Source organism: Streptomyces sp. NPDC004667 (assembly GCF_040609475.1).
Classification (GTDB): domain Bacteria; phylum Actinomycetota; class Actinomycetes; order Streptomycetales; family Streptomycetaceae; genus Streptomyces.
Window position 1 is genome coordinate 133158 of sequence record NZ_JBEXKC010000002.1, and the last position, 23121, is coordinate 156278.

Annotated in this window: 21 protein-coding genes; 11 read left to right on the forward strand and 10 right to left on the reverse strand. The window is 72.1% G+C overall.

Translation table 11 applies throughout. The annotated features are described in order from the left end of the window. Positions 1–20 precede the first annotated feature (20 nt). From ABZW32_RS01680 to ABZW32_RS01690, 3 genes are read right to left on the reverse strand one after another with little or no spacing between them, the layout of a single operon-like run. The gene (locus ABZW32_RS01680; RefSeq protein ID WP_356209772.1) at positions 21–1235 is read right to left on the reverse strand and encodes a hypothetical protein; all 1215 of its coding nucleotides are present in this window, start codon (positions 1233–1235) and stop codon (positions 21–23) included. Next, positions 1232–2950, reverse strand: coding sequence for a lipopolysaccharide biosynthesis protein (locus ABZW32_RS01685; RefSeq protein WP_356209775.1), 1719 nt, complete (start codon positions 2948–2950; stop codon positions 1232–1234). The genes ABZW32_RS01680 and ABZW32_RS01685 overlap by 4 nt, the downstream gene beginning before the upstream one ends. After that, positions 2947–4152 (reverse strand): glycosyltransferase family 4 protein, encoded by a 1206-nt coding sequence (locus ABZW32_RS01690; RefSeq protein ID WP_051841261.1) that lies wholly within the window; start codon positions 4150–4152, stop codon positions 2947–2949. Before ABZW32_RS01690 ends, ABZW32_RS01685 begins: the two co-directional genes overlap by 4 nt. A 157-nt stretch (positions 4153–4309) precedes the next feature. Between ABZW32_RS01690 and ABZW32_RS01695 the strand changes: the two genes are divergently transcribed. Beyond that, positions 4310–4807 carry an adenylyltransferase/cytidyltransferase family protein gene (locus ABZW32_RS01695; protein ID WP_356209777.1) on the forward strand — a complete coding sequence of 166 codons (498 nt, stop codon included), beginning with the start codon at positions 4310–4312 and terminating at the stop codon, positions 4805–4807. Here ABZW32_RS01695 and ABZW32_RS01700 read toward each other — a convergent pair. Beyond that, positions 4788–5510, reverse strand: a complete 723-nt coding sequence (locus ABZW32_RS01700) for a CDP-alcohol phosphatidyltransferase family protein (protein WP_356209780.1) — start codon at positions 5508–5510, stop codon at positions 4788–4790. The genes ABZW32_RS01695 and ABZW32_RS01700 overlap by 20 nt on opposite strands. Positions 5511–5658: 148 nt before the next feature. Beyond that, a complete protein-coding gene (glgX, locus tag ABZW32_RS01705) occupies positions 5659–7950 on the reverse strand; it encodes a glycogen debranching protein GlgX (RefSeq protein WP_356209783.1) in 2292 nt (763 codons plus the stop codon). A gap of 196 nt (positions 7951–8146) precedes the next feature. Between glgX and ABZW32_RS01710 the strand changes: the two genes are divergently transcribed. From ABZW32_RS01710 to ABZW32_RS01745, 8 genes are all read left to right on the forward strand, one after another. Continuing rightward, complete coding sequence (locus tag ABZW32_RS01710; protein WP_356209786.1) at positions 8147–9343, forward strand: Ig-like domain-containing protein; 1197 nt, start codon at positions 8147–8149, stop codon at positions 9341–9343. Between the two features lie 151 nt (positions 9344–9494). Beyond that, positions 9495–11759, forward strand: coding sequence for a choice-of-anchor A family protein (locus ABZW32_RS01715; RefSeq protein WP_356209788.1), 2265 nt, complete (start codon positions 9495–9497; stop codon positions 11757–11759). A 143-nt stretch (positions 11760–11902) separates the two neighbouring features. Beyond that, on the forward strand, positions 11903–12601 hold the full coding sequence (locus ABZW32_RS01720) for a L,D-transpeptidase family protein (RefSeq protein ID WP_356209791.1): 699 nt from the start codon (positions 11903–11905) through the stop codon (positions 12599–12601). Positions 12602–12734: 133 nt separating this feature from the next. After that, entirely contained in the window at positions 12735–13964 is a 1230-nt protein-coding gene (locus ABZW32_RS01725; protein WP_356209968.1) for an Ig-like domain-containing protein, read from the forward strand. 87 nt (positions 13965–14051) lie between these two features. After that, positions 14052–14819 carry an enoyl-CoA hydratase-related protein gene (locus ABZW32_RS01730; RefSeq protein ID WP_356209793.1) on the forward strand — a complete coding sequence of 256 codons (768 nt, stop codon included), beginning with the start codon at positions 14052–14054 and terminating at the stop codon, positions 14817–14819. A gap of 255 nt (positions 14820–15074) precedes the next feature. Next, positions 15075–15578, forward strand: coding sequence for an ATP-binding protein (locus ABZW32_RS01735; RefSeq protein WP_356209796.1), 504 nt, complete (start codon positions 15075–15077; stop codon positions 15576–15578). A 397-nt stretch (positions 15579–15975) separates the two neighbouring features. Further along, positions 15976–16755 (forward strand): polysaccharide deacetylase family protein, encoded by a 780-nt coding sequence (locus ABZW32_RS01740; protein ID WP_356209798.1) that lies wholly within the window; start codon positions 15976–15978, stop codon positions 16753–16755. Then, positions 16752–17939, forward strand: a complete 1188-nt coding sequence (locus ABZW32_RS01745; RefSeq protein WP_356209801.1) for a YncE family protein — start codon at positions 16752–16754, stop codon at positions 17937–17939. The genes ABZW32_RS01740 and ABZW32_RS01745 overlap by 4 nt, the downstream gene beginning before the upstream one ends. 83 nt (positions 17940–18022) lie before the next feature. Here ABZW32_RS01745 and ABZW32_RS01750 read toward each other — a convergent pair whose 3' ends face one another. Both ABZW32_RS01750 and ABZW32_RS01755 read right to left on the reverse strand, forming a co-directional pair. Continuing rightward, positions 18023–19261: a cytochrome P450 gene (locus ABZW32_RS01750; RefSeq protein WP_356209803.1), complete on the reverse strand. Its 1239-nt coding sequence runs from the start codon at positions 19259–19261 to the stop codon at positions 18023–18025. Beyond that, the gene (locus ABZW32_RS01755; RefSeq protein ID WP_356209806.1) at positions 19242–20042 is read right to left on the reverse strand and encodes a tRNA-dependent cyclodipeptide synthase; all 801 of its coding nucleotides are present in this window, start codon (positions 20040–20042) and stop codon (positions 19242–19244) included. Before ABZW32_RS01755 ends, ABZW32_RS01750 begins: the two co-directional genes overlap by 20 nt. Before the next feature lie 254 nt (positions 20043–20296). Here ABZW32_RS01755 and ABZW32_RS01760 point away from each other — a divergent pair, with 254 nt between their 5' ends. Beyond that, positions 20297–20509, forward strand: coding sequence for an EF-hand domain-containing protein (locus tag ABZW32_RS01760; RefSeq protein ID WP_356209970.1), 213 nt, complete (start codon positions 20297–20299; stop codon positions 20507–20509). 84 nt (positions 20510–20593) lie between these two features. On the opposite strand, the gene ABZW32_RS01765 is transcribed toward ABZW32_RS01760, so the two are convergent. Beyond that, complete coding sequence (locus ABZW32_RS01765) at positions 20594–21145, reverse strand: PadR family transcriptional regulator (RefSeq protein WP_356209809.1); 552 nt, start codon at positions 21143–21145, stop codon at positions 20594–20596. Positions 21146–21253: 108 nt separating this feature from the next. On the opposite strand from ABZW32_RS01765, the gene ABZW32_RS01770 reads away from it, so the two are divergent. Further along, on the forward strand, positions 21254–21976 hold the full coding sequence (locus tag ABZW32_RS01770) for a flavodoxin family protein (RefSeq protein WP_356209812.1): 723 nt from the start codon (positions 21254–21256) through the stop codon (positions 21974–21976). Positions 21977–22007: 31 nt separating this feature from the next. Here ABZW32_RS01770 and ABZW32_RS01775 read toward each other — a convergent pair whose 3' ends face one another. Together ABZW32_RS01775 and ABZW32_RS01780 are read right to left on the reverse strand one after the other, a co-directional pair. Next, positions 22008–22529 (reverse strand): hypothetical protein, encoded by a 522-nt coding sequence (locus tag ABZW32_RS01775; protein WP_356209814.1) that lies wholly within the window; start codon positions 22527–22529, stop codon positions 22008–22010. Positions 22530–22604: 75 nt separating this feature from the next. Next, a complete protein-coding gene (locus tag ABZW32_RS01780; RefSeq protein ID WP_356209816.1) occupies positions 22605–23012 on the reverse strand; it encodes an SsgA family sporulation/cell division regulator in 408 nt (135 codons plus the stop codon). Between the last annotated feature and the right edge of the window lie 109 nt (positions 23013–23121).

Below are 23121 nucleotides of genomic sequence, written 5' to 3' on the forward strand. Positions count from 1 at the left end.
GGCTCCGCGCCGGGCGGGGTTCAGGCGGCGGTGGCGACCTCGGGGGCGGGGGCCTCCAGCCGGGCCACCCGCAGCCAGCCCGCGCCGGCCTTGGCCGCCGAACCCACGGCCAGGCCCCAGGCGGCTCCCGCCACGCCCCACGCGGCGTACCCGCCCAGCAGCAGGGCCACCGACAGCAGGGAGAAGACGATCTGCAGGGAGAGGGTGGCCCTGGGGTTCAGCACCCGCAGCGTCAGCAGGGCGCACGTCCCCAGTCCCATCACCGCGTACTGCGCCCCCGTCGCCGGGAGCAGCGCGGAGGCCGCCGCCCAGGTGTCGCCGAGCAGGTGGGCGCCCAGCCGGTCGGGCAGCGCGTACAGGACGGCCGCCCAGCCGGCGCCGAGCGCGGCGAGGGCGGCGCCCATCAGGGCGGTCAGCCGGACCACGCCCCGCTTGCCGGAGGCCCGGCCGACCACCGGCGGCCCGAAGGCGTTCGCCGAGTTGAACAGCACGTTCAGCGGGCCGAAGAGGGTGGTCGCACCGCGCAGCGCGCCGACGGCCAGCGGGGTCGCGAACGCCCCGAGCCCGAGCACCGCGAGCTGGCTGGAGCCGTTGCCGACGGCGAACTCGACCACGAACCGCTGCCCCAGGTGCCCGCGCCGCAGGTACGGGCGCAGCTCGGCCCGCGCCCCCCGCACGTGGGGCCGCAGCAGCCACAGGCCCAGCCCCAGTGCGGGCAGCGCCGAGAGCCCCCACACCAGCACCAGCCGGCCGGCCGACGCCCCGGCAGGCTGCGCCGCCAGCGCCGCGACCACGCACAGCAGCCGCAGCGAGTCCGCGGCCAGCGCCCGCTGGGGCACCCGCAGCGCGGAGAAGCAGTAGCGCAGTCCGTCCTGGACGAGGACCAGCGGCAGGACCAGGCCCAGGGCGAGGAAGGCCCGCCCGGCGGCCCCGGTCAGGGCCAGCCCCACCACCGCCAGCAGCAGCCCGGCCACCGCCGACGCGGCCGCGGTGAACAGCACGGAGGAACGGCACACCGCCGCGAGCCCCTCGCCCTTCTCCAGGACCACGGTCTGGCCGACGTAGGCCATGTTCAGGCCGAGGAGCACGCTGAAGGTCACGTACACCATCGAGAAGTCCGCGAAGCCGGAGGCCGAGGACAGCCGGGCCGCCAGCACCAGCACCAGGATGTTGGTGGCGCTGGAGGCGGCCTGGTCGAGGACGGAGGCGACGGCGCCGAAGCCCCGCCGGCTCACCGCCGGCCCGTGCGGACCGTGCGCAGGGCGACGGTGTCGCCGCCGTCGCCCGTGATCTGCGGTCCGGGGTCGGCGGGCTGCCGCGTCAGCGGCTGCGGGTCCGGGGCGGGTCCGGTGGAGTTGCCGGCCTTCTTCGACGTGCCCCGCCCGCCGCGCTTCTCGGTGACCAGGGGCGTGTGCAGGACGGCGCCGAGCACGGTGCCGCCGGCGCCGCCGATGAGCTCGCGGATCCGGGACAGGTCGCTGCGGTGCACCGCGCGCGGGTCGCAGACGACCAGGACGCCGTCGACGCGGTCGACGAGGGCGAGGGCGTCGGCGTAGGAGAGCACCGGCGGAGCGAGCACCACGACGGTGGAGTTGGGGGAGTCGGCCTCGGAGATCAGCCGGGTGGCGCGCGGAGAGGTCAGCGCGCGGGCGACGTTGCGCACCCGATCGCCGGGGATCAGGTCGAAGGAGCCCGACTCGGCCGCGTCCACGACGAGCTGCCGGCCGTCGGGCCAGTCCGCGTCCCCGCCCGTGCCGGCGCCGCCCGGCTGGCTCCAGCGGGGCCGCCCGGACGCGTCGGTGGGCAGCTGGCTGGCCAGTACGGGGGTGCGCAGGTCGGCCTCGATGAGCAGGACGTCCTTGCCGGTCTCCGCGAAGGAGGCGGCGAGGTTCACGGCCACGGCGGCGGCGGTCTCGCTGCTGCCGCGCGGGGCGACCACCAGCAGGCGGCGCCGGTCGGCGAAGCGGGAGTCGTAGGCGAGGCGGAACGCCACCGAACGGTACTCCTCGGCGAGCCGGGGATCGGCCTCGCCGGCCGCGAGCAGCGGCCCGCCGCCGGTCTTGTCCCGGGGCAGCGAGCCCAGGACGGGTGCGCGCAGCGCCCTGGCCACATCGCCCTCGGAGCGCGGCGCCGGGTCGAAGACGAGCCGCACCCAGGCGGCGAGCAGACCGAGCGCCAGACCCACGGCGGCGCCGAGCGCGAGCGACATGGGGATGCCCGGACCGTCGGGCGCGGTGGGCACCGTCGCCGGGCTGGTGACCCGGCCCGGGGTCATGTCCAGGGCCGCGAGCTTGGCGATGTTGCTGTTGAGGGTGTTGACCTTGCTCTGCAGGTCGGTCTTGGAGGACAGCGCCGAATCGCGGGCCGTCCCGGCGGGCAGGTTGTTGGCCTGCCGGGCCGTCTCGTCGAGCTGCTTGGCGACCGGGTCGCGTTGGTCCTCGTAGCCCTTGACCATCTTGTCGCGCGTGGCGTCGAGGGCCTCCTGCCGCTTGAGCAGGTAGGCGGCGGTCATCGCGTTCGCCCGCTTGGCGGCCTCCTTGGGGGAGGCCGAGGTGTAGGTGAAGCGGAGCACCATCGTCTGCGGCGGGTTGGTCACCTGGAGGCCGCCGCGCAGCGCGGCGAAGTCCTTGTCGGCGATGCCCAGTTTCTTCGCCGCCTGCTCGGCCGTGGAGCTGGAGAGCGCGACCTGGCGCTCCGAGCCGATGTTGATGGCCTTGTCGGGGGCCAGGCTCGGGTTGAACGGGTCGTCGGTGGGGGCGCGCAGCACGACGTCGGCGGTCGCGACGTAGGTGTCGGCGGTGGAGATGCCGAGGTAGACGCCGCCCAGCAGGCCGATGCCCACGCCCGCGCCGATGAGCCGGCGGTAGCGCAGGAGCTGCTTGAACTGGTCCCGCAGGAGGTCCGGCTCGTCATCGGCCGGGGCCGCTGCCGGGCGGTTCGTCTCGGTCACGGCTGGAGACCCCCAAGTGCTTCGTCGATCAGTGCGTCGATGCGGGCCAGGCCCGCCTCACGGCTCAGGTGGGCCGCCACGTGGACGGGCCCGGCGGCGCCCAGCGCGTCCGCGCCCTCGGGGTCCTCGGCCAGGGCCCGTACGGCCTTCAGCAGGGCCGCGGGATCCTCCGGGGGTACGAGCACCCCCGCGCCGGAACGTTCCACCTCCTGGGCGGTCCCGCCCTCGGCCGCGACGGACGCGACGACGGGCCGGCCGGCCTGGAAGTAGGAGGTCAGCTTGGACGGGACGCTCATGTCGAGCACGGCCGCGTGCTGGGTGACCGCGAGGACGTCCGCCGCCGCGAGGATATCGGGGAACTCCCCGTCGGCGGCAGGGGGGATGATGTCCAGGTTCGGCACGTCGGCGGAGAGGTCGGCGAGGGCCGCGCGCTGGCTGCCGTCGCCCATGAGGACGAAACGGACCTGCGGGTCGAGCCGGGCCGCGCCCACGAGGACGTCGAGGCCCTGCTTGAGGCCCATGTTCCCGGAGTGCAGCACCACGGTCTGGCCGGGCGCCCAGCCCAGGTGACGGCGGGTCTCCCCGCGGGGCTTGGTGGGCTGGGGCACGTGGGACCAGTTGGGGACCAGCCGGATCCGCTTCGGGTCCACTCCCATGCCGACGACCCGGTCCACGAAGGTCTCGTGGATGACGCCGACCAGGGTGGCGCGCCCCAGGGCGTACGCCTCCGCGCGCCCGGCGAAGGCGGCGGCCTTGTCGCCGCCGCTGATCCCGCTCTGCGCGGCCGCGGCCCCCATCAGGTCCTGGACGACCGGGACGTAGGGGACCTTCCACTTCGCCGCGAGCCGGGCGGCGAGGACCCCGCCGGCCAGGCTGGGCATCTGGGCCAGGATCGCGTCGGGCTTCGGCATCCGGGGCGGGGCCACCGCGCCGTGCAGAAGAATCGATCCTTCAAAAAGGGCGCGCCTGACGGCGGTCTGACGCGGCGGCACCGTGTGCGCACGCCGGTGCACGGTGACCCCCGCGCGCTGCTCCGTCCGCCGGAGCGCCCCCTTGTACTCCGGCTCGACGGACCAGGCCGGATAGTGCGGCATCCCCGCCAACACGTGCGTCTCGTGGCCGATTTCGGCCCAGTGCTCCGCGATCTGGGTGGCGTACGGGCCTATGCCCGCGTGCTCGGGGGCGTAGTTGGTGGAAACCAGCAACAGGCGCCGGTGACCGGATGTGGACACTGAACGTCCCCTTCTCCCCTGGATGATGCGCACGTCACCCTATTCGTTCACCCGCAGGGTGGGGAACGTGCGCGCTATTGTCTGCTAATCCGCCGCACCGGGGGGTGCGGCCGCTGGGGGGTAACTGATGACGGAGTACGACATGTCCGAGCGCGGTTCGGCGGCGCGCAGGCCGTACCGGGTGGGATACGCGCCCGGAGCCTACGACCTCTTCCACATCGGACACCTCAACATCCTGCGCCACGCCCGCAGCCGGTGCGACTACCTCGTCGCCGGCGTGGTCTCGGACGAGATGGCCGAACTGGCCAAGGGCCGCCGCCCGATGATCCCGCTCGTCGAACGGCTGGAGATCGTCCGCAGCGTCAAGTACGTCGACGCCGCCTTCGTCGAGACGGTCCCCGACAAGGTCGAGACCTGGAAGCAGGTCCGCTTCGACGTGATCTTCAAGGGCGACGACTGGCGGGGCACCCCCAAGGGCGACCGGCTGGAGCGGGACTTCGCCGCCCACGGGGTCGACGTCGTCTACTTCCCCTACACCGTCCACACGTCCAGCACCCAGCTGCGCCGGGCCCTGGACGCGCTCGCGCAGCCCCAGGCCGAACCCCTCACCGCCGAACGGCGCTGAGCTCCCGGAACCACTTCGCCAGGAACGCCAGCAGGAAGAGCGCGGCGACGGCGCCCAGGCCCGCGTACGCCCATCGGAACAGCGACCCGCCGCCGAGCAGCAGGAACACCAGGCAGAACACCCCGTAGTCCACGGGCAGCAGGGCCACCGCGCGCAGGGTCGACGGCGCGGCGGCGGGGCTGCCGGGAGCCGGCTTCGGCTTGAGCTTCTCGGTCAGCAGACCGCCGAAGAAGGTGACGACCGCGGCGAACTGGAAGCCCAGCGGCACCAGCAGCCAGCCGTCGGAGCCGGTCCCGTACTCCTCGGGGAAGCGGAAGAAGGCGATCAGCACGCACGCGTGCAGGGCGGTCAGCTTGGCGGCGTCCACGACGTGGTCGAGCCACTCGCCCGCCGCGCTGCCGCCCCCGCGCAGCCGGGCCAACTGCCCGTCGGCGGAGTCGAAGGCGAAGCCGACGGCGAGCGCGGCCCACACGGCGACGCCGAGCCCCCAGGAGGGCGCGGCCAGCGCGACGGCCGCCACGGCGGCGAAGCTGAAGGCGGCGCTGACCAGCGTCACCTGGTTCGGCGTGAGCCCGAGCGCGTACGATCCGGCGGCCAGGTACCGCCCGGCGGGCCGATTGACGAACCGTGAGTAGAGCGACACCCCCTTGGCCGACTTCTGCGCCCCGCGCAGTTCCAGCAGCGCGGTCCCGACTCTCGCCATGCGTTCCCCTGATCCCCGGCGATGGCACACGTGCACGAGTGCACGGGTGTTCGTATGAGGGGCACATCATCGCAGGACGGCCGCGGACCGCGGCTCCGGACGGGCCGATCCGTCCGGAACCGGCGCGGCGGCCGGGCGCGCGGCGGCCCTACGACACCACCCGCAGCAGCAGCACCGACCGCGCCGGGACCGTCAGCCGCTCCCCGCCCCGGTGCCGGCCCGCCGGCGCCTCGGCCTGCGCCTCCCGGGAGGTGTCGAGGACGAGTTCGTACGTCCCCGCCCACGGCGGGCCCGGCAGGATCCACTCCACCGGCCGGTCCCCGGCGTGCAGCAGCGCCAGGAAGCTGTCGTCCGTCACCTGCAGACCCCGCTCGTCCCGGCCCGGGATGTCCCGCCCCGACAGGTACAGCCCCAGCGCGGCGGCCGGCGCGTACCAGTCCCGCTCCGTCATCTCCTTGCCCGCCGGGGTGAACCAGGCCAGGTCCCGCAGCCCGTCCGCGCCCTGCGCCCGCCCCGAGAAGAACGCCCGCCGCCGCAGCACGGGATGCGCCTGGCGCAGCGCGATCAGCCGCCGGGTCAGCGCGAACAGCTCCTTCCAGGCGGGGTCCTCCAGCAGCGACCAGTCCACCCAGCCCGTCTCGTTGTCCTGGCAGTACGCGTTGTTGTTGCCGCCCTGTGTGCGCCCGAACTCGTCGCCCGCCACCAGCATCGGCACCCCGGTCGACAGCAGCAGCGTGGTCAGCAGGTTGCGCAGCTGGCGCCGGCGCAGCGCCCCGATCCCCGGGTCCGCGCTCTCGCCCTCCGTCCCGCAGTTCCACGACCGGTTGTCGTTCGTCCCGTCGCGGCCCTCCTCGCCGTTCGCGTCGTTGTGCTTGCGCTCGTAGGTCACCAGGTCCCGCAGGGTGAACCCGTCGTGCGCCGTCACGAAGTTCACCGAGGCGTACGGCCGCCGCCCGCCCCACGCGTACAGGTCGCTGGAGCCGGACAGCCGGTAGCCGAGGTCCCGTACGTCGGGCAGCGCGCCCCGCCAGAAGTCGCGCACGGCATCGCGGTAGCGGTCGTTCCACTCCGTCCACAGCGGCGGGAACGCCCCCACCTGATAGCCGCCCGACCCCACGTCCCAGGGCTCCGCGATCAGCTTGACCCGTCGCAGCACCGGATCCTGGGCGATCACCGCGAGGAACGGCGACAGCATGTCCACGTCGTGCATCGAGCGGGCCAGCGCCGCCGCCAGGTCGAACCGGAAGCCGTCCACCCCCATCTCCGTCACCCAGTAGCGCAGGGAGTCGGTGATCAGGCGCAGCACGTGCGGCCGCCCGGCGTGCAGGGTGTTCCCGCAGCCCGTGTAGTCGGCGTAGCGGCGCTGGTCGGACTGGAGCCGGTAGTAGCCCCGGTTGTCGATCCCGCGCAGCGACAGCGTCGGTCCCAGCTCCCCGGCCTCCGCCGTGTGGTTGTAGACCACGTCGAGGATGACCTCGATCCCGGCCGCGTGCAGGGCCTTCACCATCCGCTTGAACTCGCCGACCTGCTGCCCGGCGGTCCCGCTGGCGGAGTACCCGGCGTGCGGGGCGAAGTAGCCGACCGAGTTGTAGCCCCAGTAGTTGCGCAGGCCCCGGCGCAGCAGGTGGTCCTCGTGCGCGAACTGGTGCACCGGCAGCAGCTCCACCGCCGTCACGCCGAGGTCCTTCAGGTGCTCGACCGCCGCCGGATGGGCCAGCCCCGCGTAGGTGCCGCGCAGCTCCTCGGGAACACCCGGATGGCCCATCGTGAAGCCGCGCACGTGCAGTTCGTAGATCACCGAATCGGCCCAGGGGGTCTTCGGCCGGACGTCGTCCGCCCAGTCGTCGTCATCGTGGACGACCACCCCCTTCGGGACGAACGGGGCCGAGTCCCTGTCGTCGCGCACGGTGTCGGCGATGTACTGCTGGGGCCAGTCCCGGACGTGCCCGTAGACCTCCGGCGGCAGGGCGAAGTCCCCGTCCACGGCGCGCGCGTACGGGTCCAGGAGCAGCTTCGCCGGGTTGTACCGGGCGCCCGTCCAGGGGTCCCAGCGGCCGTGCACCCGGAAGCCGTACCGCTGTCCGGGGCGGACCCCCGGTACGAAGCCGTGCCAGATCTCGTGCGTGAGTTCGGTGAGGGTGCAGCGGGTCTCGACCCCGTCCCCGTCGAAGAGGCACAGCTCCACGGCCTCCGCGCCCTGGGCCCAGAGTGCGAAATTGGTGCCCGCGACCCCGCCGGGGCCCGGGTGGAAGCGGGCTCCCAGGGGATGCGCGGACCCGGGCCACACGGGTGGCGCCGGGTGCGCGGCGGCCCGTAACACCTGCGCCTGGACCCGCTGGCGCACGGAGTCCATGGCGTCCATGGTGCCCCTGGCCTCGGGGCCGCTCACGGCATTGCTGGCGGCGGCATCCACCGCCTCTTGCTCGGCTGCGCTCGACACTGCCCGCCTCCACGGCTCCTGGTACCGGCGGGGGAGTGCGGCCCGGCGTCCCGGCCTGGCCCGCCCCCGTCTGGTCCTTCCCACTGTTCTGCCCGAACAGTTCTGCCCGGAACGTGCCCGGCCCTCACGTTTCCCCCGGAGGGGGCCGGTCGTTGGACGGTGCGTGACTCTTCTGACGAGGCGGGCAGGGGCGGGCTTGGCCGCCGTGGCGGCATGGGCGGGCCTGCTGGGCGGGCTGACCGGCTGCACCAAGGACGGCGGATCCCCGGTGGAGATCGCCCTGCCCGGCAAACCCCGCCTGCCGGACGAGGCCATCCGGATCACCCCCGCGGACAACGCCAAGGGGGTCCCCGCCGAGGGGCCGCTGCGGGTGAACGTGCCCGAGGGCCGGCTGGAGAGGGTCGTCGTCACCAAGGTGGAGGACGCCCAGGAGGAGCAGGTCCCCGGGTCCATCGCCCCCGACGGGCTCAGCTGGAGCCCCGCGCCGTCGGCCGGGCGGCTCTCGCTCGCCGCCAAGTACACCGTCGACGCCGTCGCCCGGGACGGGCACGACCGCCGCCAGGCCCGGCACACCACCTTCACCACCTACGTTCCCGAGGAGAGGTTCATCGGCTACTTCAAGCCCGAGAACCGCTCCACCGTCGGCACCGGGATGATCGTCTCCTTCAAATTCAGCCGCGCCATCAAGCAGCGGGCCGACGTGGAACGGGCCATCACCGTCACCTCGGACCCGGCCGTGCCGGTCGTCGGCCACTGGTTCGGCGACGAGCGCCTCGACTTCCGGCCCAAGGAGTACTGGAAGCCCGGTACCCAGGTCACCGTCAAGATGGACCTGCGCGACGTCGAGGGCGCGTCCGGCTCGTACGGGATCCAGGACAAGACCGTCCGCTTCACCGTCGGCCGCTCCCAGGTCTCCCTCGTCGACGCCGCCGCGCACACCATGGAGGTCCGCCGGGACGGGCAGCTGGTGTCGACGATCCCGATCAGCGCCGGGGCGCCCAAGAACACCACCTACAACGGGAAGATGGTGGTGATGGAGATGTTCGACGTCACCCGGATGAACGGGCAGACCGTCGGCTTCGGCGGCGAGTACGACATCCCCGACGTGCCCCACGCCATGCGGCTCACCAACTCCGGCACCTTCCTGCACGGCAACTACTGGGCCAGCCCGGACACCTTCGGCTCCAGCAACACCAGCCACGGCTGCGTGGGCCTGCGCGACGACAAGGGCGGCGGCTCGGACACCCCGGCGGGCTGGTTCTTCGACCGGACGCTGGTCGGGGACGTGGTGGAGGTCGTGAACTCGCAGGACCGCGTCGTGGCCGCCAGCAACGGACTGGGCGGCTGGAACATGTCCTGGGCCGACTGGGTCGCCGGATCCGCCGTCAGCTGACCCCGCAATCGAGTGATTGTCGGACCGTAATGCCACGGCGCGAGGGTGTCCTCCGTCCGCCGCGCCGACGCCCTGCCCTAGAACTGGGTGCGCCCGGAACCGGCGCCCCAGGGCCTGGCAGGGCGATCAGCGCGGATACGGACGGAGCGTCATGTCAGCAAGGAACTGGACCCTGGGACTCGCGATCGGGGCCGTACTGGCCGCCGGGTCCCCCACGGCCCTGGCGGCGGCTCCCGCCCCCGGCCCCCCGGCAGCCCGCGCCCTGCGGGCACCGCTGCCCGGCGGACTCGGCCCGTGCGTCCCGGGCGACTGCCCCCGCCCCTTCCCGCCGATCGGCAGCGACGGCAGCGTCAAGGGCCGCGACAACGCCGTCAACATCTTCGCCGGCGGGCAGTTCCGGGTCCGGGGGCGCGCCTCCGAGGCCGAGGGCCGGCTGGTCGTCCTCGGCGGCTTCGACCAGGACAAGGTGGCCGGCGGGGACTCCCGCTACAACGTCGGCATCGTCGGCGCCGGCTCGCTGGTCCCGCCCCCCGACGGCGCGGACTTCCTCACCACCGGCGCCGACGTGACCGTCGCCACCGGCGAGACCCTGATCGCCGACCGGGGCGTGGTCCGCTACGGGGGCACGCTCAGCGGCACCGTGACCGGCACCCGCACCCCCGACGCGAACGCCGTCGCCCCGTACGCGGGCCTGCGTGCCGGGCTCAGCGCCGCCAGCCAGTGCTATGCGAAGGTCGACGGCAGCCCGCGCCCGCCGACCGGCACCGTCGTCAACAACGGCTTCGAGACCCTCTTCACCGGCAACGACCGCGACCTGCTCCAGGTCTTCAACGTGAACGCGGACCTGGTCAACCCCAACGGCGGCGGCGCACAGGGCATCCGCTTCGCCCGGATCCCGCCGACGGCGACCATCCTCGTCAACGTCCTGGGCGCCGGCACCCGCACCCTCAACACCTACAGCGGCACGCTCGTCGACCAGGGCGGCGACCCGCTCAACGCCTACCGCGAGCGGCTGCTGTGGAACTTCCCGGACGCCTCGGCCGTCAACCTGAACGGCAGCGGCCAGTTCCAGGGCAGCTTCCTGATCGGCAACCAGGCCTCCGAGACCCTGGTCACCCTGCCAGGGATCAACGGCCGCTTCTTCAGCACGGGCTCCGTCACCCACGGCAGCGAGACCATCGGGGGCGGCGGCCAGGAGTTCCACGCCTACCCCTTCACCGGCGACCTCCCCGACTGCGGCCCCACCCCCGACCCGACGGGCACGGTGGCGGTGGCGAAGGTGGACGGCGAGGGCCGGCCCCTGGGCGGCGCCCGCTTCGAGGTGTGGCACGAGACGAACGGGGTGCCGGGTCTCCAGACGGACACCGCGTCCCCCGACACCAAGGTGGCCGACTGCACCACCCCGGCCACCGGCCGCTGCGAGCACACCGGCGCCGCGCTCGGTACGTACTACTGGCGCGAGACGGCCCCGCCGACGGGCCACGACCTGCCCCCGAACCCGGTCTTCGAGCTGACGCTGACCCGCGAGAACGCCGCGGCCGGGGTCGAGGTGCGGGCCGTGAACACCCGCACCGAGACGCAGGGCGCCAGGGTCGTGCTGCGCAAGACCGACCGGGACACCGGGGCCGGACTGCCCGGCGTCCGCTTCGCACTGTGGCACGAGACCAACGACCGTACCGGCCTCCAGACCACCGGCGACGACGCCGACGAGCGGCTGGACGGGCTCTGCGTGACCGACGCCCAGGGCACCTGCACGGTCGAGCTGCCGGTCGGCGAGAGGTACTACTGGCAGGAGACCGGCTTCCCGGCCGGCTACGAGAGGCCCGCCGACCCCGTCACCCCGTTCGAGCTGACACGGGGAGACCTCGTCCAGGGCGTCGTCGTCACCGTCGCGAACCGCAAGGAGAACGTGGAGGACCCCGGTTCCCTGCACCTCGTGAAGAAGGACGCCAAGACGAAGCGGCCGCTGCGCGGCGCGGTGTTCGAGCTCTGGAAGGAGACCAACCGCACCGACGGCCTCCAGACCCGCGGCATCAACGCCGACCAGAAGGTCAAGGACGGCTGCGCGACCGACCGCAACGGCGTCTGCGACTTCGACGGGCTCTCCGAAGGCCTGTACTACCTGGTCGAGACGGACGTCCCCGAGGGTTACGTGCTGCCCCGCGACCGGGTGACCGGCCCGGTGCGCGTCACGGCGGCGGCCCCCGGCAACCACGTCGTGGTCACGCTCCGGAACAAGCGCGACGAACACGGCAAGGAGCACGGCAAGGACCCGGGCAAGGAGCACGGCAAGCACGAGGGCAAGGACCCGGGCAAGCACGAGGGCAAGGACCCGGGCAAGCACGAGGGCAAGGACCCGGGCAAGCACGACGGCAAGGAGCCCGGCAAGGAGCACGGCAAGCGCCCCGGCGCCTGAGCGCCCCGCGCACGGCCGTCCGGCCTCCCGCTGCGCCGGTGGAGTGGACCCCTCACCCCACCGGCGCAGCCGCGCGGGCGGCTCCCCGCCCGCGCGGGTTGGCTGGGGCGCGGAGGTCCGGCGGGCGGACCGGAGGAGGGCCGATGACCGCACGTCAGGCGACGGGATCCGCGGCCGTCCTGGCCGCCCTCCTCGCCGTCCTCGTCCTGCCGGGCCCGGCGCTCGCCGCCGCCCCCGACCCCGAGACGGCCTGCACCGCCGGGACCGGCCCCTACCAGCGGGAGCTGGAGGCCCACCTGCACCGGAAGGCCGACGGGGTGCAGTCGCCGGGCGACTGCGCCGCCGTCCGCGCCTTCCAGCGCGCGAACCGCCTCACCCCCGCCGACGGCTACGCCGGCCTCGCCACGTTCCGCACGATGACGGCCGTCGCCGCCCGCGCGAACCCCAACGCCGCGGGCCGCTGCCCCGCCGACGAGGACCGCGTGACCTGCGTGGACCTGGACCGCCAACTCCTCTGGGTCCAGGAGGGCCGCCGCGTGGTCTTCGCGCCCGTGCCCGTCCGCACCGGCGGCGACGACCAGGAGACCCGTACCGGCCGCCACGAGATCTACTGGCGGCACGAGGACCACGTCTCCACCCTCTACCCCGACTCCCCGATGCCGTACGCCCAGTTCTTCGACGGCGGCCAGGCCCTGCACGGGCGCGCCGGCGACCTGTACGCGCACGGCGGCTCGGCCGGCTGCGTCAACCTCTCGCTCGCGAACGCCGAACGTCTGTGGCACCTGCTGACGGAAGGGGACGTGGTCTACGTCTGGGGTACCAAGCCCGGGACCGAAGGCTGACACACCGCCGTACGTCCCACTTGGGACGGAACGGTGACATCACCGTGCCTTTTCGTGGTCCACCCATGTGATTTCCTGTCGACATGCGCGCGACTGCCCGCGCGCGGGGGACATGGGGAGAACACGAGTGAACCTGCAGCCGATACGCGGCCGCGCCCGCACCGGCCTGCCGGCCCTTCTGCTGGGAGCGGCCCTGCTGCTCACCAGCGCCTGCAGCGGCGGCGGCGGAAGCAACAGCGGGGGCAGCGGCGGGAGCGACGCCAAGGGGACGGTCGCCGGCGCCAAGACCGGCACCGAGGCGTCCAAGGCCGTGGTGAGCGTCAAGCCGGACGACGGGGCCAAGGAGGTCGCGACGAGCGGCATCCTGAAGATCTCCAGCACCGGTGGCAAGCTGACCACGGTGACGGTCGCCGACACCAAGGGCAACGCGGTGGAGGGCAAGCTGGCCGGTGACGGCGCGAGCTGGGAGCCCGCCCGCAACCTGGCCGCCGCCACCGAGTACAAGGTGCACGCGGTCGCCAAGGACGAGGCCGGCCGGGAGTCCGCCAAGGACACCACCTTCACCACCCTCACCCCCCAGAACACCTTCGTCGGCCACTACACGCCGGAGGACGGTTCGACCGTCGGCGTGGGCATGCCGGTCTCCATCAACTTCACGCGCGGCATCACCAACACGGAGGCCGTCGAGAAGGCCATCACCGTGACGGCGGAGCCGTCCGTGAAGGTCGAGGGCCACTGGTTCGGCAACGACCGGCTCGACTTCCGTCCCGAGAAGTACTGGGCCGCGGGCACCAAGGTCACCGTGAAGCTCGCCCTCGACGGCGTCGAGGGCCGCCCCGGGGTCTACGGCAAGCAGACCCGTACGGTCACCTTCACCGTCGGCCGCTCGCAGGTCACCACCGTCGACGCGAGCGCGCACACGATGCAGGTCGTCCGCGACGGCCAGGTCCTCAAGGACATCCCGATCACCGCGGGCGCCCCGGCGACGACCACCTACAACGGGCAGATGGTCATCAGCGAGAAGTACAAGGTGACCCGGATGAACGGCGCCACCGTCGGCTTCGGCGGCGAGTACGACATCTCCGACGTCCCGCACGCGATGCGGCTGTCGAACTCCGGCACTTTCGTCCACGGCAACTACTGGGCCCCCTCCAGCACCTTCGGCTCGGAGAACGTCAGCCACGGCTGCGTCGGCCTGGAGGACGAGCGCGGAGCCGGTGACGACAGCACCCCCGCGGCCTGGTTCTACAACGAGTCCCTGATCGGCGACGTGGTCGTCGTGAAGAACTCCAAGGACAAGCAGATCGCCCCGGACAACGGCCTCAACGGCTGGAACATGGACTGGGCGGAGTGGACCAAGTAGTACCCCTCCCCACGTAGTCGAGGTGGCCCGGTGCTGTGACCCACAGCACCGGGCCACCTGGCGTTAACCGGCGCTAACCTTCCCCGTATGACCATCTCTCTCGAAGTCTCCGAAGGCGTCGGCACCATCCTGCTGGACCGCCCGCCCATGAACGCCCTGGACATCGCCACCCAGGACCGGCTGCGCGAGCTCGCGGTGGAGGCCACCGACCGCGCCGACGTGCGCGCGGTGATCCTCTACGGCGGGGAGAAGGTGTTCGCGGCCGGCGCGGACATCAAGGAGATGCAGACGATGGACCACGCGGCGATGGTCGTCCGGTCCCGCGCCCTCCAGGACGCCTTCACGGCCGTGGCCCGGATCCCCAAGCCCGTCGTCGCCGCGATCACCGGCTACGCGCTGGGCGGCGGCTGCGAGCTCGCGCTCTGCGCCGACTACCGGATCGCCGCGGACAACGCCAAGCTCGGCCAGCCCGAGATCCTGCTGGGTCTGATCCCGGGCGCGGGCGGCACCCAGCGGCTGTCGCGGCTGGTCGGCCCGTCCAAGGCCAAGGACCTCATCTTCACCGGCCGCATGGTCAAGGCCGACGAGGCCCTCGCGCTCGGTCTGGTGGACCGGATCGTGCCCGCCGCCGAGGTGTACGAGCAGGCGCACGCGTGGGCCGCGAAGCTCGCCCAGGGCCCGGCGATCGCCCTGCGCGCCGCGAAGGAGTGCGTGGACGCGGGCCTGGAGGCCGACATCGACACCGGCCTGACCATCGAACGCAACTGGTTCGCGGGGCTGTTCGCCACCGAGGACCGCGAGCGCGGCATGCGCAGCTTCGTCGAAGAGGGCCCGGGCAAGGCCAAGTTCGTCTAGTCGGCGCCATCGGGGCGCGGTGGCGGAGAACCCCTGCGGGTGGATTAGCCAGGCCTTAAGGAAACCTTAAGCAGAGCTCCGGGTCCACTGACGGTGATCACGGCGCAGCGCACCGTCATCGCAGGTCAAGTCGAGTACACGGGCCTCCGATTGCCCGGCGCATATGCCGTGGCGACCCTCCGGGAGCGCTGATCCCGGAGGGTGTTTTCCCGTGGAACGGCCCGGACGGGCGCGTCGGCCGTCCATGATGGGTCCATGGCGGGCCTGGAGGGTGTGGAACAACCGCGGCAGCGCGTCGGCGCGCCGGCCGTGCGGCTCACGGCGGCGGTCGAGGAGGAACTGGGCCTCAAAGCGCTGGAGAGGTACGGGAATCCGGCCGAGGGTGAAGTGACGCTGCCGTCCATGCCGGAGTCGGCGAGCACGGCCCGCCGGCTCACGCAGAGCGTGGTGATCCGCTTCTGGGGCCTCTCGCCGCAGATCGCCGAGCACACCGTCCTGCTGGTCTCGGAACTCGTCGGCAACGCCGTGCGCCACACCGGGGCGCGGACCTTCGGCTTACGGATGCTGCGCCGGCGCGGCTGGATCCGCGTGGAGGTGCGCGACCCCTCGCGCGGGCTGCCCTGCCTGATGCCGGTCCACGAGCTGGACGTGACGGGCCGCGGTCTCTTCCTCGTCGACAAGCTGTCCGACCGCTGGGGCGCCGACCTGCTGCCGCGGGGCAAGATCACCTGGTTCGAGATGCGCGTCGCCGACCGCTAGGCGGCAGGGCGCGGGGACCCCTGAAACGCCAGAAACCCCCTGTCGCCGTGATGGGGCGCTGCGGGGGTTCCATGGGTGCGCCGAGGATCGATGGGGTGTGTGATCCTCGGCGGAAGACTTCGCTCGGGTCAAAGGGAAGCCGTGCTTCCGACTATGGCAGACGAGGGTCCAAACGCCAAAAGTCCCTACTCGGACATAAGTGTGCATATCCTATTGATTTTCATCTAAATCTTAGGTGAGGTGAGCCACCCGCCTCACATTCAATGAATAAATATCGACCACTCTGCGTAAATCGTTGATCAGGTAGCGGACAGTCGCACCCTCGACACGCGGGCCGCACGGGTCGCGAATTGGGTCAATCGTTATCTTCTCGCCCATTCACCCCTTAAATGGGCAGGTGTTCTCACTTCCAGGCCGCCGCGCGGCCCTGCGCGCGGGCACCGCCGTCCTGGCCGGCCTCGCCGCCGGCTGCGCCGCGGACCGGCCCGCCACGGGACCCGCCCCGTCCGCCGGCCCGGCCCGGGCCAAGCCCGCCCCGGCCGGTCCCGCTCCCGCGCCCCGCCGCTTCGCCGGCCAGCCCGTGGAGATCGGGCACGGTCCGCGCGACCGCCCGCAGGTCGCCCTGACCTTCCACGGCAACGGGGACCCCGCCATCGCCCGCGCCGTCCTCGCCGAGGCGGAGAAGGGGGGCGCGCGGGTCACCGTCCTGGCCATCGGCACCTGGCTCGACGCCCACCCCGACATGGCCCGCCGCATCCTGGACGGCGGTCACGAACTGGGCAACCACACCCAGCGCCACCTCGCCGTCAACGACCTGCCCGAGGCGGAGGCCTACGCCGAGATCACCGGCTGCGCCGAACGCCTCAAGCGCCTCACCGGCTCGATCGGCACCTGGTTCCGCCCCTCCCAGACCCAGTACGCCTCCCCGCTCGTCCAGAAGCTGGCGCAGCGGGCGGGGTACCCGCACGTCCTCTCGTACGACGTGGACTCACTCGACTTCACCTCACCCGGTGCCGCGGCCGTCATCCGCAACGTCACCGGGACGATCCACGGCGGATCGGTGGTGAGCCTGCACTTCGGCTACGCGGACACGGTCGACGCGATGCCGCCCCTCCTCGAAGAACTCGCGCGCCGCAAGCTGCGCGCGGTGACCACCACGGAGCTGCTGACCTCATGACGACGAACCGCCTTCCACGGAAGGCCACCGCGCTCCTCGCCGGACTGGTCCTCGCCGCCCTGGCGGGCTGCGGATCCGGCGGAAAGGGCGAGCCCGAGGCGCTCGGTTCCAAGGGGCCGGCCCAACCGGTCAAGGCCGTCCCGGCCGTCCCGCCCGGACTGCCCGGGATGCCTCCGGTGCTCGACCCCAACGACGTGTACGCGGCGGACCGGCCGAACCAGCTGTCCCCGGTGGTCAAGGACTTCCCGTCCCGCGTGTACGTCCCCAACACCAACTCCAACACGGTGTCCGTCATCGACCCGGCCACCTACAAGGTCATCGACACCATCCCGGTCGGCGTCCAGCCGCAGCACGTGGTGCCGTCCTGGGACATGAAGACCCTGTGGGTCAACAACAACCGCGGCCACACGCTCACCCCGATCAACCCGGCCACCGGCGAGGCCGGTGAGCCCGTGGAGGTGCACGACCCGTACAACCTGTACTTCACCCCGAACGGAAAGTACGCCGTCGTGATGGCGTCCATGGACCGCGAACTGGTCTTCCGCGATCCGCACACCATGAACCGCGTGAAAACCGTCCCGGTGACCTGTTACGGCGTCAATCACGCCGACTTCTCCTCGGACGGCCGCTACTTCATCGTGAGCTGCGAGTTCTCCGGAGAACTCCTCAAGGTCGACACCGAGAAGATGGAGGTCGTCGGCCAGCAGAAACTGCCCTTCGAGGGGGCGATGCCGCAGGACGTGAAGATCTCCCCCGACGGAAAGACCTTCTACGTCGCGGACATGATGGCGCACGGCATGTGGGTGCTCAGCGGCGACAAGTTCGACGTGCCCAAGCTGCTGCCCACCGGCAAGGGCTGCCACGGGCTGTACGTCAGCCGCGACTCCAAGGAGATGTACGTCTCCAACCGGGGCGAGGGCAGCATCTCCGTCTTCGACTTCAAGCAGAACAAGCTCACCAAGAAGTGGGAGCTGCCCGACGGCGGCAGCCCCGACATGGGCGGGGTCTCCGCGGACGGCAAGGTGCTCTGGCTCTCGGGCCGCTACAACTCCGAGGTCTACGCGATCGACACCGCCACCGGCAAGGAGCTGGCCAGGATCCCGGTCGGCGGCGGCCCGCACGGCCTCGCCGTCTACCCGCAGCCCGGCCGCTACTCCCTCGGCCACACCGGCATCTTCCGCTAGGCCCCCTCGACCCGGACCCGTACGCACGGAGGTGCCCCGGGAGCTCGCACGGCTCCCGGGGCACCGGCTCCATGAGGTTACGGTCACTGCCAGGCGACGGGCAGCCGCTCGGGCAGCCGCTTGATGAACCCGGTCCGCCAGACGAGGTTCTCCGCGGGGACGGCCAGGCGCAGTCCGGGCAGCCGCTCGACCAGCACCTCCAGGGCGATCTCCGCGTGCGCCCGGCCCAGCGCGGACGCCGGGCAGAAGTGCCGGCCGGCCCCGAAGGCGAGGTGGGCGTTGGCGCTCTCCCGCTCCAGGTCCAGCTCGTCCGGGCGCTCGAAGGCCTCCGGGTCGAAGTTGGCCCCCTCCAGCAGGACGAGCACCAGCTCGCCCTCCTTCACCAGCACGTCCCCGACCTGGACGTCCGCCATCGCGAGGCGGGGCAGGCCGTCGCCCACGGACAGGTTCCAGCGCAGCAGTTCGTCCACGGCCCTGCCCATGCGCTCCGGGTGCTCGCGCAGGTACCCGATGAGCTCCGGCCGCTGGAGCAGGGCGAGGACCGCCAGGACCAGGAACGCGGACGTGGAGACCGCGCCCGCGCCGAAGAGCGAGACGGCGACGGTCGCGAACATCTCGTCCGTCAGGTGGGCCGACTCCGGGTCGGCCTCCCGCAGTCCGGCGAACTTTCCGAGGAGCCCCGTACGCTCCTCGGCGGGCCGCGCCAGCTGCGTCTTGAACGCGTCGGCGAAGTAGCCGACGTCCTTGTACCAGTTGAGCGCGGAGTCGGCGAAGGGCTCGCGGGCGGTCATGAACGCGACGTCCAGCCCCGACATCAGCCGCCGCCAGTCCTCGAAGGGCACGCCCAGCACCTGGCAGTGCAGGGCCGCCGAGAAGGGGTCGGCGAACCCCGCCCGGAGGTCGGCCGGCCCGCCCTCGCGGACCAGGGCGTCGATCAGTTCCCCGGCCGTGGCGCGCAGGAAGTCCTGGAGGCCCTGCTGGCGCGGGTTGAGCGCCTTCATGACCGCGTTGCGCAGCCCGGCGCTGTTGATGTTGCCCATGTTGTTGACGACCTCGGGCGGGATCGTCAGCGCGTACTGGCGGGGCGCCCCGGCGTTGGCGGTGTCCTTGAGGCTGAAGCGCTCGTCCTCCAGCACCTGCTTGGCCAGCGCGTAGCTGCTCACGAGCCAGGCCGGATCCCCGGTGAGGGTCCGGACCCGGGCGACCGGAGCCTTCTCGCGCAGCCAGGAGCACTCCTCGGGGAGCACGTCACCGCGCCGGGAGAGGGGGAAGTCCAGGAGGGGCTCCCGCTCCTGCGTGCCCTCAGGCTGCTCGACGCTCATCGACGGTCCTCTCGGTCGGTGCGGTGCTCTGCGCGGGGGTGGTCTCCCGCGCGGTGGTGTCGTGCGGCGGTGCGGGGGGCGTGGACCCGTCGGCCTCGGGGCGCACGACGGCGTACGCCTGGTTGCGGGTCGCGCGCAGGCCCCCGCCCCGCGCGAAGAGGACGTCGGTCATCGGCATCTTGACGTGGTAGGCCGCCACCGAGGACGGCACGTCGAGAATGCTCGGGGTGTCCACGAAGAAGGGCAGCTCCGCCGCCATGTAATCGAAACAGACCTGCAACTGGGCGTCGGTGATGGATTCACCTTCCGGCAACTTCGAGCCGACAAAATGAAGGGCCATCTCCTCGCAGCCCTTGCGGAATACGTCGTCGGTCTCCAAGAAATGCAGAACGCGTCGGTGCAGTAGTTGGTAAACGGGGTTCTCCTGGAACTCCGAAAGGGCCCTCACCCGGATCTCGGCATGCTGAGGTCCTGATTCCTCGACGCCTTTGAGAATCCTTCTCCGGACCGCCTTGATCTCCTTCGCCGAACGCTTCTCCGCATGCTCGCGGGTGTACCCGAAGGCGGCGAACATCCGGTCTACGTGGAGGTCTGCGTAGACGAAGTCGACCTGCGCGAAGCGGGTCGTGGCCCATCTGGCGAGGCTTGATATGCGTTCGGAGCTGAAGTAGCTGTTGCCGGGGCTCACTCCGATCAGCACATGGTCGCCGTCTTCCCAGATGTGGCGGCAGGTGCGGGTGAAGGGCAGAACTTCGAATGATGCGTCAGCTGTGATCGTCACCTGTTTGATCGCCCTTGTTGCTGCTTGTCCCTGGGAGCCCTGCGCTCCTGGTGTGGCGGCAATGTCGGTACGTTATGCCGCGATCCCGGAGCGTGACAAGTGTTCGGCGGAATTGTTGGCCGGAATTATCGCTTCCGCGTTACGGAAGGGTAATTGAATTTCTTTCTGCCGGTCGAACGGGACCCGCGGCGGCGCTCCCTCCGGGGTGCCGCTACCCTGAGCCGGTCAACAAGCACCAAGAAGGGGTGGACCCAGTGGCGGACATCGAGAGCGCACGGGCGACGTTCAACAAGTTCGACGTGAACGGTGACGGATTCGTCACGGCCGACGAGTACAGCGCGGCCATGAAGGCGATGGGCGACGCGTTCGTCACCGCCTCGGTCGCGGACGCCGTGATCGCCTCCAAGGACACCAACGGCGACGGCCTGATGAGCTTCGACGAGTTCTGGGCCGCCCTGAACAAGTAGGCCCCGCGCCGCCCCCGTCCCCCTGCCGGGGCGGGGGCGCGGGCGCGGCTCCCGGCCCCGCGCCGCCCGGGCCCTCCGTGCCCGTCAGGCCCCGGACGTGCCCTCCATGGCCTCGACCTCCGCGAGGGCCTCCCGCAGCCAGCTCAGCCAGAAGCCCTCCAGGGCGATGCCGCCGTGCAGCACGAGCCGCCGCAGCCGGTCCTCCACCGCGTCCCGGCCCGGCGGGAAGTCCTTGGCCTCGATCGCCTCGTACTTCGCCAGCTGCTCCCGGTGCAGCTCCAGATGGCGCCGCAGCTCCGGACCGAGCCCCTGTAGCCCCACCACCCCCGCCGCGCGCAGCCGCAACAGCAGCGCGTCACGCATCGGCTTGGGGTCCTGGCTCTCGTCCACCCAGCGGGCCAGCTCCGCGCTGCCGTCGGGCAGCACCTCGTACTCCTTCTTCTGCCCCCGCACCGGGACCTCGCTGGGCAGCTCCCGGATCAGCCCGGCCTCCTCCAGCCGCCCGAGCTCCCGGTAGATCTGCTGGTGGGTCGCCGACCAGAAGTACCCGATCGACTTGTCGAACCGCCGGGTCAGCTCCAGCCCCGACGAGGGCTTCTCCAGCAGGGCGGTGAGAATGGCGTGCGGCAGCGACATGGGGGGAGTTTACGGTCGGGGCCCGATCCGGTGCGGGCGTCACCCGGCGCGGCCCGGACGGACGCGGCCCGCTGGCGGCCCCCGCGGACCCGGGGAAGGCTGGAGCGCATGGCTGCCGACACCCAGGGCTTCGACTACTCGGACCTCTCCGCCGTCTACGTCAACTGCACCCTCAAGCGCTCGCCCGAGACCAGCAACACCGAGGGCCTGATCGCCAAGAGCCGCGCCGTCATGGAGGCGGCCGGCGCCCGGACCTCACTGGTGCGGGCCGTCGACCACGACATCGCGACCGGGGTCTGGCCGGACATGACCGAGCACGGCTGGGAGAGCGACCAGTGGCCGGTCCTCTACAGCCAGATCATGGACGCCGACATCCTCGTGCTCTGCGGGCCGATCTGGCTCGGCGACAACAGCTCCGTCATGAAGCAGGTCATCGAGCGGCTCTACGCCTGCTCCTCCCTGCTCAACGACCGCGGCCAGTACGCCTACTACGGGCGGGTCGGCGGAGCGCTGATCACCGGCAACGAGGACGGCGTCAAACACTGCGCCATGAACGTCCTCTACAGCCTCCAGCACCTGGGCTACGCCATTCCACCCCAGGCGGACGCGGGCTGGATCGGCGAGGCCGGCCCCGGACCCTCCTACCTGGACCCCGGATCCGGCGGACCCGACAACGACTTCACCAACCGCAACACGGCCTTCATGTCCTGGAACCTCATGCACCTCGCCGCGCTCCTCAAGCGCGCGGGCGGCATCCCCGCGCACGGCAACCAGCGCTCCCTGTGGGACGCGGGCTGCCGCTTCGACTTCCCGAACCCGGAACACCGCTAGCGGTGCGGCGTCCCGGGCGCGGCCGCCGGGTTCAGCAGGTGTTCGGGTGCGCGACGTCCACCACGTACCGCTCGGGCGAGTGCAGGACCGAGGTGGTGAAGGCGGGCTTGGTGTCGAAGGCGGCGCCGAAGGTCACGTACCCCTCGTAGTCGCCGGTCAGGGCGAGGCCCTTGAGCTTGCCGAGGTCGATCTTCTGGAGCCTGGGGCCCCGGTAGACGTTCTGCCCCGCGTCGTCGTGACCGGCGGCGGGGTGCAGGCGGATCTCCAGGAAGTACTTCCCGGCCAGCGGGACGGGCTTGCCGGACCCGTCGTAGACCAGCCGGGAGACGGGTGTGACGGTGACCGGGGGCACGGAGCCCTGGAGGTCGATGACGATCCGGTCGTACGTGCAGTGACCGCCCCAGCGGGCGTTGACGACGAGCGGAGTCGGGGTGCGTACGGACGGAGCGGCGGACGCGGCGGCCGAGGCCGGCGCGGCGAGCGCGAGCCCGGCGGTGAGCAGGACACCCGTGGCCAGGGCCACGGTCCGGCGCGGGCGGTTCAGGTGGCGCATGACGTCCCCCCGATTCTCGTGAGACGGGGACTGGCTGTCACAGTCTGGGACACCCGTGGGGCGCCCGCGGTTCCCTCAGTGCGCGAGCAGGGCGCTCAGCTCCGCGTCCAGGTCGTAGTGGCGCCGTTCCTGCCCCCGCGGGACCAGCTCGGTGAGCCGCCGGCACAGCTCGCGCACGTCCTTGGCGCGGGCGGAGACCACACAGCTCTGCGCGCCGTTGCTGAGGGCGAGGAACACCCGCGGCTCGGTGCCCCGCCGCAGCGGCCACACCTGTATGTCGCCCTCGCCGGTGGCGCAGGTCTGCCCGTCGAGCAGCAGCTCGCGCGAGAACACCCAGCGGGCGAGGTGGGTCCCGGCGCCGCGGAAGTCGACGGCCAGCTCGTACGGCCGGTCCGTGCGGTAGACGAAGGCGCCGACCAGGGGGACGGACAGCGGCGCGGCTTCCAGCCGGAGCGGCAGGACGCGGTGTTCGGTGGTGGCCATGCTGGCTCTGCCTCTCTTCGCGCGGGTGGCGTGGACGAACCCCCTCCGGGCACGCTAGCCGACGCTCGCGGCGCTCCCCGGGGCCGAAGGTCCCGAGCCGGGCGGGCCG